The organism is Cohnella thailandensis, from assembly GCF_014212135.1.
GTDB classification, from domain to species: Bacteria; Bacillota; Bacilli; order Paenibacillales; family Paenibacillaceae; genus Cohnella; species Cohnella thailandensis.
On the sequence record NZ_JACJVQ010000027.1, the window covers coordinates 71,751 to 85,162 of the forward strand.

The following is a 13,412-nucleotide window of genomic DNA, read 5'->3' on the forward strand; positions in this document are numbered from 1 at the left end:
CACCCGAAAAAACGCTACCCTACCTTGAATCCGCCGCCTGTTATTCGGAACGGTCCGCCTGTACAATGAGTTGCATGAAAGGGTTTGCAACGCGAGACGCGCTTTGCAGCTCAACGGAGACAACGAGGAGGTGCCGCACAAGGTGAACGCAAACGCAGAGGCGCCGAATCCGGCGTCCGCGGCCGCCGTCGGCAGCGGCATGACGAGAAGGAAATGGCTGAGGAAGCTGTACAGGCAGCGGTATCTTCAGATCATGGCGCTGCTCGGGATCGCGTGGATGATTATTTTCAACTACATCCCTATTTATTGGAACGTCATCGCTTTCCGGGAATTCGACATCATTCAGCCGCTGTCCGCGGCTCCGTGGGTGGGTCTCGAGCACTTCAAGGAATTTCTGTCGGACGACAGTCTCGGTTACGTCATCCGCAACACTCTGGGCATGAGCTTGCTGAAGCTCATCATCGGTTTTCCGCTGCCGATCGCCTTCGCGCTGCTGCTGAACGAGGTTCGTTCAAGCCGCTACAAGAAATGGATCCAGACGATCTCGTATTTGCCCCACTTTCTGTCCTGGGTCATTCTCGGCGGCATCCTGGCCACTTGGCTGGCCGACGTCGGCATCATCAACAAGATTCTTCAGGCCTTAGGCTTCATCGACACGCCGATCTCTTACTTGGCGGAGCCGAAGTACTTCTGGACGATCATCGTCTCCTCGGATCTGTGGAAGGAGCTCGGGTGGTCGGCGATTATTTACCTGGCCGCGATCAGCGGAGTTTCGCCGGAGCTGTACGAGGCGGCGACGATCGACGGGGCCGGACGGTTTCAGCGAATGTGGAGCGTTACGCTGCCCTGCATCAAAGGAACGATCGCCATTCTGTTCATCCTGGCGGTCAGCGGGCTTCTGAACTCCAACTTCGATCAGATTCTCGTTCTGCGAAACTCGCTCAACGAGAGCGCGAGCACCGTTATCGACGTGTACGTCTACCAGACGGGCATCTCGGACGGCCGATTCTCCTACTCGGCGGCGGTCGGTCTTTTGAAGTCGGTCATCGCGCTCGGCCTTCTGCTCGGCGCGAACTTCGTGACGAAGAAGCTGAACGACACCTCCCTGTTCTGAAAGGCGGCGATTCTCCCATGTTCTCGCTTAAACGCCGAACGCACGGCGATGTGGCGTTCGATTGGGTCAATAACGTACTCATGCTCGCCATCTGCTTTCTTACGCTGTACCCGATCTGGTACGTGCTCGTCAACGCCTTCAACGACGGGACGGACGCGATGCGCGGGGGCATCTACTGGTGGCCCCGGATGTTCAGCCTCGAGAGCTTCAAGACCGTATTCCAGAGCAGCGGCATCATGACGGCGATGGGCGTGACGGTAGCCAAGACGCTGGTCGGCACGGTCGTGCACGTCCTGTTCACCGCGATGGTCGCCTTCGCCCTGTCCCGGCGCGACCTTATCGGGCGCAAGCTTTACACGTTCATCGGGACGATCACGATGATATTCCCGGGAGCTCTTATCCCTACCTATCTGCTTATCCGGGATCTAGGAATGCTCGATCACTTCGTCGTCTACATCATTCCGGTCCTGTTCAGCTTCTTCGACCTGATCATCTTCCTCAGCTTCTTCCGGGAGATTCCGGACGGGCTGATCGAGGCGTCGGAGATCGACGGGGCGGGCGACTTCACCGTATTCCTGCGAATCGTCATCCCGGTGTCCATGCCGGTCATCGCGACGATCGCGCTGTTCCACGGCGTGTACCAATGGAACGATTATTTTACCGGGATGATCTACGTGAACGATACGGATCTGCAGCCGATTCAGACGTACCTGTACCGGGTCGTGGCGCAAGCAAGCTCCAATCAGATGATCTCGGCCATGCCGAGCGGCGTCGCCGCCAACGTGACGAGCCAATCCCTGAAGCTGGCGACGATGGTCGTCACCACCGCTCCGATCGTCATCGTCTACCCGTTCCTGCAGAAGTACTTCGTGAAGGGATTCATGATCGGCTCGCTCAAAGGATAAGCCGGACACGATTCGCTCGGTTTCGCTCTCCCGCCAGTCCGCTTGTTTATCCGTCCGCGCCCACCGCGCCGGCTGATAATAGAGGCAAGTCATCATTTCATACAAAGGGGCCGAAAAAAATGGGAACCAAACGCAAGCTTCTGACCTCCCTGCTGGCAGCATCGACGGCGATCTCCCTCGCCGCGTGTTCCTCCGGAGGCAATAACGGCAATAACGCCGCAAGCAGCAACAGTCCGCAAGACAGCGCCGCTTCTCCTTCCACGTCGGCGGTTGCGTCGGAGACCGCGTCGGCAAGCCCGAGCGCGTCCGGCGATCAGCCCGCTTGGCAGAAGAACACGTCTCCGATCACGTTCGATTGGTATATCAATTTCTCCTGGTTCACCGGCAAGTGGGGAGACGACGTCGTCGCCAAGTACGTGGAGAAGAAGACCGGCGTCAAGCTGAACTTCATCGTGCCGGCCGGCGACGAGAAAGCCAAGATGAACACGATGCTCGCTTCCGGCTCTCTGCCCGATTTCGTCACGCTTCAAGCGACCGACGAAGCGGTGAAGAAGATGATCAACGGCGATATGGTGCTTCCGCTTAACGAGTTGGCCGACCAGTACGACGCCTACTTCTACCAGGTGGCCGACCCGGCCAAGCTCGGCTGGTTCAAGATGGAGGACGGCAACGTATACGGTTACCCGAACGCCTCGTCCTCCCCGGCCGACTACGAGAAGTACGGCCAGATCTTCACGTCGAACCAGACGTTCGAGGTACGCAAGGACATGTACGAAGCGATCGGCAGCCCGGATATGAGCACTCCGGAGGGCTTCCTGAACGCGCTCAAGCTGGCGAAGGAGAAGTTCCCGGACGTCGACGGCCAGCCGCTCATCCCGCTGGGCTTGCACGAATTTACCGACAACGGCAACTACTCGCTGGAAGATTACCTGCAGAACTTCCTGGCCATTCCCCGCACGAAGGACGGCAAGCTGGTCGACCGCAAGCAGGATCCGGAATACCTGACCTGGCTGAAGACGCTTCGCAAGGCGAACGAGATGGGCCTGCTCGCCAAGGACATCTTCATCGACAAGCGCCCGCAGATGGAGGAGAAGATCGCCCAAGGCCGCTACTTCGCCATGCTCTATCAGCGTTCCGACTTCGCGAACCAGAACCTGTCGCTGTACCAGAAGGACCCGAACAAGGTGTATATCGCGATCGACGGCCCGGCCAACAGCAAGGGCGACGCGCCGACGCTGGCAGGCCCCGGCATCTCCGGCTGGACGGTGACGCTCATCTCGAAGAACGTCAAGGACAAGGAGCGCGCCATCGCTTTCCTGAGCTACCTGATCAGCGAAGAAGGCGAGAAGGACATGTTCCTCGGCGAGAAGGGCGTGACGTACGACACGATCGACGGCAAAGACCAATTCTTGCCGGAAGTGATCGACCTGCTCAACAAGGACCGCAACGCGTTCGACCAGAAGTACGGCGCTTCGTATAAGTACTGGATGCTGATGGACACGAACATGAACCTGCAATGGGCTCCGCCGAGCGTCGAACCCGCCAAGCAATTGGAGGATTGGACGAAGGGCAAGTCGATCAGCATGTCCGAGTTCGACGGCCTCGATCCTTCTCCGGAGACGAAGGAAGGCGTGGCGAACAGCAAGAACCTCCGCCTGTGGGGCAAGACGCTGCCGAAGCTTCTGCTTGCCAAATCGGACGCGGAATTCGATAATCTGTTCAACGACTACTTGAAGGACCGTACGGACGTGGAGGCCGTCGACGCCGCTCGCCAGAAGGTGTACGACGCCAACATGCAGAAGCTGGAATCGATGAAATAACGATCGGATTCGCGACTCGCGGCCTGGTCATTCCGTTTAGGGATGGCCAGGCTCGCCGTCGTCACCGGCGTGCCGCGGACAGCGGTCAGCGAGAATCGGCAGGATAGGAGAGGCGCGAATGAGAAGGTACGGGTACGGGGCGGTTCGGACATACGTGGCCGGCTTGCCGATTCAAGGCAAGCTTATCTTGTCGTTCGTTCTTATTATTTTTATCCCGATCGTGCTCTTCGCCTGGTACATGCTGAACGGAATCTCCGACGGCTCCATTCGCGAGATGACGAAGAAGGCCGAGAACATTCTCGACATCGAGAAAAACAACATCCAGAACAACATCGAGTTGATGGAATGGACGTCGCAGCTCGCGGAATCGAACGAGGACATGAAGGACTATCTGCAGTCGACGGACGAGATGGATATCGCCGCCCTCCTCGAATTCAAAGATAAAACCTTCAGCAACTTCGAGCAGCTTCTGTTCAATAATCCGCGGATCGCCGCCATCCGGATGTATACGGACAATCCGCATGTTTACGAATTCTGGCCGGTCGTGCTGAGCGAGTCCCGGATTCGGAATAAGCCATGGTACGGCACCGTTTTGGAGCAGAAGGGGATGAATTGGTGGGAGATTCAGCGGAGCATCGACATCCTGCAAGGCCAGACGGACGATGCGGATGTCGACGGCCCCTTCGTCTCGCTGTTCCGCGAGCTCGCTTCCTTCGACCGGACGACCCACAACGGCGTGCTTGAAGTGAGCATGAGCGTCCGGCAGTTTTTCACCAAGACTTTCAGCGTGCGCGAGCCGACCTCCCAGCTGCTCGTCGTCGCGCGGGACGGAGGCATCTATACCGACGAAGAGGCGGAGATCTTCCGCCGCGCGTCCGCGCAAGAGCTGACGGGCGCGATTCCGTTGTCGCCGGAGGAGGGCAACAGCACGGGAATGTTCCGGTATGGCGGGCAGTCTTATATGGCCGTGCAGACCTACATTCCGAAGCTCGACATTCACTTGGTCAACGTCGTTTCCCTCGCGGACACGTTGGCGGATATCCAGCGGAACCGCACCAACCTCGTCTTTATCGTGCTGCTTCTGGCCGCCGTGCTCATCGTCGTCTCCGCCTTCATGCATTCCCTTATTTTGAAAAGGCTTAAGATATTGAGAGAATCGATGAAAAAGGTACGAGGGGGAGACTTCCATCCGGACGTGCCCGTCTACGGCTCGGACGAGGTGGGCGAGCTAGGCCACCATTATCGGCAGATGCTGAAGAAGATCAACGCGCTGATCGCCGAGCAAGTAAACCGTCAGGCCGCGACGAAGGAAGCGGAGATTCGCTCGCTTAAGAACCAGATCGATTCCCATTTCCTTTACAACACGCTGGAAAATTTGAAAATGCTCGCCGAGGTCGAAGGGCAGTATACGATTTCCGACTCCCTCACCTCTCTGGGAGGAATGATGCGCTACAGCCTGCAGTGGACCCACGACCGCGTCCGGCTCCGCGACGAGATCGAGCATATCCGCAACTATATGGCGATCATGAATATTCGGTACGACGGCCGGCTGGAGCTACGGGTGGACGTTCCGCCCGAATCGATGGACCAGGAAGTGCTGAAGATGTCCCTGCAGCCGATCGTGGAGAACGCGGTCAAACACGGGATGAACCCTTCCGAGCTGAAGGACGGGAAGCTTCAAGTGCTGCTCACGGCGGGAACGCGGCTGGAGCAGTTCGTGATCGAGATCACGGACAACGGCTGCGGCATCGGCGAGGACCGTTTGAGGAGGCTGAACCGAATGCTCCGCATGGAGGAGTCCGACTACCGCGAGTTCCGCAGCGAATTCGACAAGGGGAAAAAGGAGAGCGGCGGCATCGGCTTGCGCAACGTGGAGCAGCGTATGGTCATGTCCTACGGGGCCGATTACGGGATTCGGGTCGAGAGCGTCGAACGGAGCTTTACCCGAGTCGTCATGACGCTCCCTAAATTCAATCTGGGCGGAGGAGAGAGCCGATGAAGCGCAAGCTGCTGATCGCCGATGACGAGACGAATATCCGTTTGGGCCTTCGCGCGATGATCGAACGGCAATTCCCGGACCGCTACGAGATCCTGTTCGCGGCGGACGGCGCCGAGGCCTTGTCCCTCCTCGCCGCCGAAGACGTTCCGTTCCTCATTACGGATATCCGAATGCCCGTCATGGACGGGATCGAGCTCCTTGATCGTCTCGAGGGGCTGCCGAAGAAGCCGGCGGTCGTCATCTTGAGCGGATACGACGACTTCCAGTATGCCAAGGCGGCCATCCGTCACCAGGTCCGGGAGTATCTGCTGAAGCCGATCGTCCGAGCGGAGCTGTTCGCGGTGCTGGAGCGTCTGGAGGAGGAGCACCGGGCAAGCGGGAAGCGCGAGCTTCCGGCCAGCGGAATCGACGCCTCCGAGCGGCTTGCGCAGGTGCTCTTGCGCGAGAACGCGGAAGAGAAGGAAGTAAGGAGCCGGCTGCTGGAGGCGGGGCTTGATTGGCTCGACGGCGAATACGCGGTCGGCCTGTTGAAGCTTCCCGCGAACGCGACGGACTTCCCGGCGATGTCCTCCAAGCTCGAGCAGGCGCTGGGCGCCGAATCCGACTGGGCCCGGTGCGGCGTTCGCGAAGGGGAGCAGGTCGTCGTCGCCCGCGATCCGGCCTTGTTCGCGGGGCTCATGGCCCGGCTTCGCGGCCACTCGCTCGGGCAGCCTTGCCTCGCTCTAAGCTCCAGAGTGACGGGAATGGGACAGTTGAGGCTTGCCTACAGTCAAGCGCGCCAGGCATCGAAGTACTTCCTGCTGCACCCCGATTCGGGAATAATCGGCTACGATGCCGTCCGAAGCCTCGATTCCGGCTGTCCGCTGCCGGAGGAGCCGATTCGCAAGCTGTCGAACCTGGTCGGGCTCGGCCGTCTGCCCGAGATGAAGCGGCTTCTTCAGCAGGCGCTCGACATTCGCGTCGTCGCCCGCTGCGAGATCGGCTACCTGATGGCCGTCAGCCGGATGCTCAACGAAGAGGTGTTCGACCGGGTGTTCCGCACGTACGGCGAGGAATCGGTCGAGATTCTGAAGCTGTACAAGAAGGCCGGCCATATCGAGAATTTCGATCGCTTCCACGATTATTACCATCACGTGGAGCAACTGCTGGAGCGGCTCGACGATTATGTCGGCCGCGTCCGTTCCGCCCACGGGGAGCGGACGGACATGCAGAAGGCGGTCGACTATCTGCAGGAGCATTACAGCGAAGACGTCAACATGGCGGTCGTGTCCAACCACATCTCCCTTAACTACACGTATTTCAGCGAGGCGTTCAAAGAGTATACGGGAGAGAGCTTCTCCTCCTACCTAAGGAAGCTGCGCCTGCGCAAGGCGAAGGAGCTGCTCTCGGGAACCGAGCTTAAAGTGTACGAGATTTGCTCGCTGTCCGGATTTGACAACGTGAAGCATTTTACGCGGGTGTTCAAGGAGTCGGAAGGCGTCACGCCGATGGAATACCGAAGCCGGGAGCAGCCCGTCCGCGGTGGGAGAAATTGATCGGGTTGCCTCGCCTTGACGCTGTCGGAGAGGCAAAGCTATAATTACTTCAATTGCAATGAATCCGCTAAACGACGCGGGCCTGCTCCGGCAGGCCTGCGATTCACGTTTACCCTCAGGAGGCTCGGTTAGGACAGTGACTAATAACCCGCATGAAATGATCGTCGTACTGGACTTCGGCGGTCAATACAATCAGCTCATCGCCCGACGGATTCGCGACCTTGGCGTGTACAGCGAGCTGCTGCCGTACAACACTTCCGCGGACAAGCTCCGTGCTCTTAACCCGAAGGGGATCGTCTTCTCCGGCGGCCCGGCCAGCGTCTACGCAGAAGGCGCTCCTTCCGTCGATCCGGGAGTCTATGAGCTCGGCGTTCCGATTCTCGGCATCTGCTACGGCATGCAGCTGATCACCCATCAGCAAGGCGGCAAGGTCGAGCCCGCGAGCAAGCGCGAATACGGCAAGTCGGACGTCGACTTCGCGGAAGGCAGCGCGCTCGTGCACGGATTGGAGAGCCGCCAGACGGTATGGATGAGCCACGGGGATCATGTCACCGAGCTTCCGGCCGGCTTCAAGGTCGACGCCAGCACGCCTCATGCGCCGGTAGCGGCGATGAGCCACGAAGAGCGCAAGCTGTACGCGGTGCAATTCCATCCGGAAGTTCGCCACTCCATATACGGCAACGAGATGATCAAGAACTTCCTATATAAGGTTTGCGATTGCAAGGGCGACTGGAGCATGACGTCCTTCATCGAGGACACGATCGAGGACATCCGCAAGCAGGTCGGCGACAAAAAGGTGCTGTGCGCCCTCTCCGGCGGCGTCGATTCCTCCGTTGTCGCGATGCTGATCCATAAGGCGGTCGGCGATCAGTTGACGTGCATGTTCATCGACCACGGCCTGCTCCGCAAGGGAGAAGCCGAAGGCGTCATGGAGACGTTCGTCGGCAAGTTCGACATGAAGGTCGTCAAGATCGACGCCCGCGAGCGCTTCATGAGCAAGCTTCGCGGCGTGTCCGATCCGGAGCAGAAGCGCAAGATCATCGGCAACGAGTTCATCTACGTGTTCGATGAGGAATCGGCCAAGTTCGACGACTTCGCGTTCCTCGCCCAAGGCACGCTTTACACGGATATCGTCGAGAGCGGAACGGCTACGGCTCAGACGATCAAGTCCCACCACAACGTCGGCGGCCTTCCGGAGGACATGAAGTTCGAGCTCGTCGAGCCGCTGAAGGCTCTGTTCAAGGACGAGGTGCGCAAGGTCGGCACCGAATGCGGCCTGCCGGACGAGATCGTCTGGCGCCAGCCGTTCCCGGGCCCGGGTCTCGCGATCCGCGTGCTGGGCGAAGTGACGGAGGAGAAGCTCGAGATCGTCCGCGAATCGGACGCCATCCTGCGCGACGAGATCGCGAAGGCCGGCCTCGACCGCGAGATCTGGCAGTACTTTACCGCGCTTCCGAACATGAAGAGCGTCGGCGTCATGGGCGACGGCCGCACGTACGACTATACGGTCGGCATCCGCGCGGTGACTTCCATCGACGGCATGACCGCCGACTGGGCGCGCATCCCGTGGGACGTGCTCGAGAAGATCTCCGTTCGTATCGTCAACGAGGTCAAGAACGTCAACCGGATCGTCTACGACGTGACGTCCAAGCCTCCGGCTACGATCGAATGGGAATAAGCTAAGAACGAACGGAACAGGCATAACCGTCAGGGTTGCTTATCAAGCGGCTCCTGACGGTTTTTCATAGCCGCCGAACTCATGCGGGAGGGGATAGACGATGACGCAGAAGCAGTTCCACTGCAATCCCGATCCGGAAGGAGAAGAGCTGCCCGACCTTTACGTGACCCATTGGGGTAAGGAGGATTGCGCTCCGCTGCATTCCTTCGGTCCTGGCATCCGCGACGTGTACAAGTTCCACTTTATTCATAAGGGGCGGGGAATCGTTCGAGTGGGGGGAGAGACCTTCGCCCTTACGGCCGGTCAGGCTTTTCTCATCTATCCGAACGTCGTCATCTTCTACCAGGCGGACGAGAACGATCCGTGGACGTACTCGTATTGCGGGTTCCGGGGGAATCTCTCGGAAGGGTGGATGTGCCGGACCAGCTTGACTCCCGAACGCCCGGTCTTTGCGATGGACATGCAGATAATGCCGTACCTCTACGATCAGCTGACGGAGACTCTGAGCCACGAGAACAGCCGGGACCTGCGCCTGAACGCCGTGATGTACCGGTTCTTGACCGCGCTGATCGAGACGCTGCCGGCTTCTTCGGGCGCCGATGGAGGAGGGGCGAAGAAGCCCAACGCTTACGTCCACCGGGCAATGGAGTATATTCACGCCCATTACGGAGAGTCGTTGTCCGTCGAGCAGCTCGCCTCCGACCTGGGTCTCGACCGCAAGTACTTATCCGCCATCTTCAAAGGGGCCAAAGGCGTGCCGCCCCAGCAATATTTGCTGCACTACCGTATGCGCAAAGCCTGCGAGCTGCTTCGGGGCAGCGAGCTCTCCGTCGGGGAGATCGCAAGGTCGGTCGGGTACGGGGATGCGCTTCTCTTTTCCAAAATGTTCAAACGCGCTCTCGGGATTTCACCCTCGGAATATCGGGCGTCCAATCTCCAATTAGACGACATTGTGCCATAAATACCTTCCATGCTGACATAGGCTTGCCCGTGCGGATTCGGTATCATTCTGGTAGACCTTAATCCAAGGAGGACTTCCAAATGGGCTATGAAGCTAGTGCAAGCCGGTATGACACTATGACATATAACCGCTCCGGACGGAGCGGACTCAAGCTTCCCGCGATCTCGCTGGGCTTGTGGCACAATTTCGGCGGCATCAACGTGTACGAGAACTCGCGCGCCATGGTGCGCCGCGCTTTCGATCTGGGGATCACCCACTTTGACCTGGCGAACAACTACGGTCCTCCTCCGGGCTCGGCGGAAGAAACGTTCGGCCAGCTGCTGAAGCACGATTTTGCACCTTATCGCGACGAGATGATCATCTCGACCAAAGCGGGCTACTATATGTGGCAGGGACCGTACGGCGAATGGGGCTCCAAAAAGTATCTGGTCTCCAGCCTCGACCAAAGCCTGAAGCGGATGGGACTCGACTACGTGGACATTTTCTACCACCATCGCCCGGACCCGGATACTCCGCTCGAAGAGACGATGGCGGCGCTAGACCTGATCGTCCGTCAAGGCAAAGCGCTCTATGTCGGCCTGTCCAACTACAGCGCCGAGCAGACCAAGGAAGCTTCCCGTATCCTGAAGCGGCTGGGAACGCCTTGCCTGATTCACCAGCCGAGCTACTCCATGATGAACCGTTGGATCGAGAACGGCCTTCAGGACGTTCTGGATGAAGAGGGCATCGGCTCGATCGCCTTCTCGCCGCTGAACCAAGGCATCCTGACGGACCGTTACCTGAACGGAGTCACGGCGGATTCCCGCGCCGGAGGACCGAGCGTGTTCCTGAAGCCGGAAGGCATCAGCGAAGAGACGATCGCCAAGGTGCGGAAGCTCAACGATCTCGCGGCCGGACGAGGCCAGAAGCTGTCGCAGATGGCCCTGGCCTGGGTGCTGCGCGGCGGACGCGTCACGTCCGCTCTGATCGGCGCCAGCAAAGTCGGCCAGATCGAAGACGCCGTAGGAGCGGTTAGCAACCTGGCGTTCACGGAAGATGAGCTTGCCGCGATAGATGCTATTCTTTTAGCTTAATAAAGTATCTTGATTAGACCCGCGACCGAGCGCGCTTGCCGTGCCTGGTTCGCGGGTTTTTCAGTAGTTAACGGCAGGAATGCCATTATTTATAGGTATCTTACATGTCATTCATAATGTAAACGGTAACAATACGAATAAATTTGTCGGAAAACAATAAAAAAGTTCGTTTTACGGATTGACGAATCAGTGCTTTGTACCTAAAATGATGAATGTTATGGAACGGAATCGAAGTTTTTCGTATAATCCCGGGAATGGGCTCGGGAGTTTCTACGGGGTCACCGCAAATGATCCGGCTACGGAAAGCGCAATAGGATCAGGGCAAGGCGTTTTACGCGGCCCGGTATACCTTGGCGCGCTAATGCGGAACCTAGGAGAGACATCTTCTGGGTTTTTTTCTTGTTTCTTGGGAGGATACGAAGCTCGGTCCGAATTTGAATCAGAAGGGGTACAGACATGGAGCGATTCTTTAAGCTCAAAGAGTTCGGTACGAATATCCGCACGGAGATCATGGCGGGCATCACGACCTTCATGACGATGGCTTACATCCTTGCCGTCAACCCGGTCGTTCTCGGTCCTTCCGGACTGGACACCTACGGCATTTTCCTGGCGACGGCGCTTGGCGCGGGCATCTTCACCCTGGCGATGGGCCTGTTCGTCAACTTCCCGGTCGCGCTGGCTCCGGGGATGGGGCTTAACGCATACTTCGCGACGACGGTCGTCGCTTCCCAGGCAACCGGTCATCCGATCAGTCCTTCGATGGCGCTCGCCGCCGTCTTCCTGTCCGGGATCATCTTCCTGATCCTGACGGTCACCAAGGTTCGTCAATTGCTCGTCGTCGCGATTCCGGATGGGCTGAAGCATGCGATCACCGTCGGCGTCGGCTTGTTCATCGCGATCATCGGCCTCAAGACGAGCGGAGTGATGACGATCTCGCTCGACGCGTTCGGCCGCGACTTCGCCCAAGGCAGCTATACGAATCTCGGCGGCAGCGAAACGGTCATCCACATGGGCAGCCTCGAGGAGCCTATGGTTTGGCTGACCATCGTCGGCCTGATTATTATCGGCGCCCTGATGGTGCTTCGCGTTCGCGGCGCGATTCTGATCGGCATCCTGATCACGACGCTCATCGGCGCGATCCCGGGAGTCGACGTCGTCGACTTCGGTACGCTTAAGGGCCAAGATTGGGTCCCTAACTTCTCCAAGCTCAACTTCTGGGACTTCAGCTTCTCGGATCTGCTGTCCACCGGCTTGCTGACGGCCATCGCCACGTTCACGTTCGTCGAACTGTTCGACACGTTCGGCACGCTGGTCGGCACGGCTAACCGCGCCGGATTCTTCAAGAACAAAGAAGAAGGCAACAAGCGCATCGGCAAGGCGATGCTCGTCGACTCCATCGCGGTCAGCGGCGGCGCCATGCTCGGCACGAGCACGATGACGGCTTTCGTCGAGAGCTCCGCGGGCATCGCGGAAGGCGGACGCACGGGTCTGACTTCCTCGACGACGGGCGTGTTGTTCCTCGTCTCCCTGTTCCTGGCTCCGATCGCCCTGCTCATCCCGACTCCGGCGACGAGCGCGGCACTGATCGTTGTCGGCGTGCTGATGATGCAATCCGTCAGCGAGATCGACTTCAAGGACCTGACGATCGGCATTCCGGCGTTCCTCACCGTCGCCATGATGCCGTTCACCTACAACATCGCCAACGGCATCTCGTTCGGCATCGTCTCCTATGTCGTGCTGGCAGCCCTGTCTAACCTGCGCGGCGAGAAACAGCATAAGGTTCACTGGCTGATGTGGATTCTGTTCATCCTAGTCATCGCCCGTTACCTATTCATCGGCGCGGAGGGCTAAGCGAGGCTCTCTCGGCTGCAAGGTCATTTCTCTTGAACGGTCGCAAGATCGATTCACCTAATGGCTTCACTTGAGCATGGCTCAATTCCTCAAAGCGTTCTCTCTATTTCATATGGAGGGGGCGCTTTTTATTTGATCTGCATAGGCGGGAGGGCGCTGGTTGTTGCTCATGTACAAGGTTTCAAGAAGCTAGGCCGCCTCTCCCGTTCGCTCAGGTTCGGGGAGGACTACTCTTCGCACGTTGCCCCGACTTACGCCTAAGTATGGTACTCCATACCACACTTTAGCTCGATGCCCCGTAAGCCCTCCGAAGAATGGTACTCTATGCCGCACTTTTGCACGTTGCTTCAACTGCCCGCCGAAGAATGGTACTCTATGCCACACATTAGCCAGTTGCCCCGACTGCCCTCCGAAGAATGGTACTCTATGCCACACTTTTGCACGTTGCTCCAACTGCCCGCCGAAGGATGGTACTC

The 13,412-nt window shown here is 58.6% G+C and carries 9 protein-coding genes and 1 riboswitch; all 9 genes read left to right on the top strand.

Annotated features, from left to right (window positions below; all coding sequences use genetic code 11):
- The first annotated feature begins 199 nt into the window (after nucleotides 1-199).
- Nucleotides 200-1,114: an ABC transporter permease gene (locus H7B67_RS28130; protein WP_185123230.1), complete on the top strand. Its 915-nt coding sequence runs from the start codon at nucleotides 200-202 to the stop codon at nucleotides 1,112-1,114.
- A gap of 17 nt (nucleotides 1,115-1,131) precedes the next feature.
- On the top strand, nucleotides 1,132-2,019 hold the full coding sequence (locus H7B67_RS28135) for a carbohydrate ABC transporter permease (protein ID WP_185123218.1): 888 nt from the start codon (nucleotides 1,132-1,134) through the stop codon (nucleotides 2,017-2,019).
- A gap of 119 nt (nucleotides 2,020-2,138) precedes the next feature.
- Nucleotides 2,139-3,839, top strand: coding sequence for a type 2 periplasmic-binding domain-containing protein (locus H7B67_RS28140; protein WP_185123219.1), 1,701 nt, complete (start codon nucleotides 2,139-2,141; stop codon nucleotides 3,837-3,839).
- Nucleotides 3,840-3,957: 118 nt separating this feature from the next.
- Nucleotides 3,958-5,838: a sensor histidine kinase gene (locus H7B67_RS28145; protein ID WP_221468929.1), complete on the top strand. Its 1,881-nt coding sequence runs from the start codon at nucleotides 3,958-3,960 to the stop codon at nucleotides 5,836-5,838.
- Nucleotides 5,835-7,373 (top strand): response regulator, encoded by a 1,539-nt coding sequence (locus H7B67_RS28150; RefSeq protein ID WP_185123220.1) that lies wholly within the window; start codon nucleotides 5,835-5,837, stop codon nucleotides 7,371-7,373. The genes H7B67_RS28145 and H7B67_RS28150 overlap by 4 nt, the downstream gene beginning before the upstream one ends.
- A gap of 157 nt (nucleotides 7,374-7,530) precedes the next feature.
- Complete coding sequence (guaA, locus tag H7B67_RS28155) at nucleotides 7,531-9,051, top strand: glutamine-hydrolyzing GMP synthase (protein WP_185123232.1); 1,521 nt, start codon at nucleotides 7,531-7,533, stop codon at nucleotides 9,049-9,051.
- A gap of 100 nt (nucleotides 9,052-9,151) precedes the next feature.
- Nucleotides 9,152-10,012 (top strand): AraC family transcriptional regulator, encoded by an 861-nt coding sequence (locus tag H7B67_RS28160; RefSeq protein WP_185123221.1) that lies wholly within the window; start codon nucleotides 9,152-9,154, stop codon nucleotides 10,010-10,012.
- An 80-nt stretch (nucleotides 10,013-10,092) separates the two neighbouring features.
- Nucleotides 10,093-11,085, top strand: coding sequence for an L-glyceraldehyde 3-phosphate reductase (gene mgrA, locus H7B67_RS28165; RefSeq protein ID WP_185123222.1), 993 nt, complete (start codon nucleotides 10,093-10,095; stop codon nucleotides 11,083-11,085).
- 218 nt (nucleotides 11,086-11,303) lie between these two features.
- Nucleotides 11,304-11,404, top strand: a riboswitch (purine riboswitch).
- Between the two features lie 137 nt (nucleotides 11,405-11,541).
- Nucleotides 11,542-12,936: an NCS2 family permease gene (locus tag H7B67_RS28170; protein ID WP_185123223.1), complete on the top strand. Its 1,395-nt coding sequence runs from the start codon at nucleotides 11,542-11,544 to the stop codon at nucleotides 12,934-12,936.
- Nucleotides 12,937-13,412: the final 476 nt, after the last annotated feature.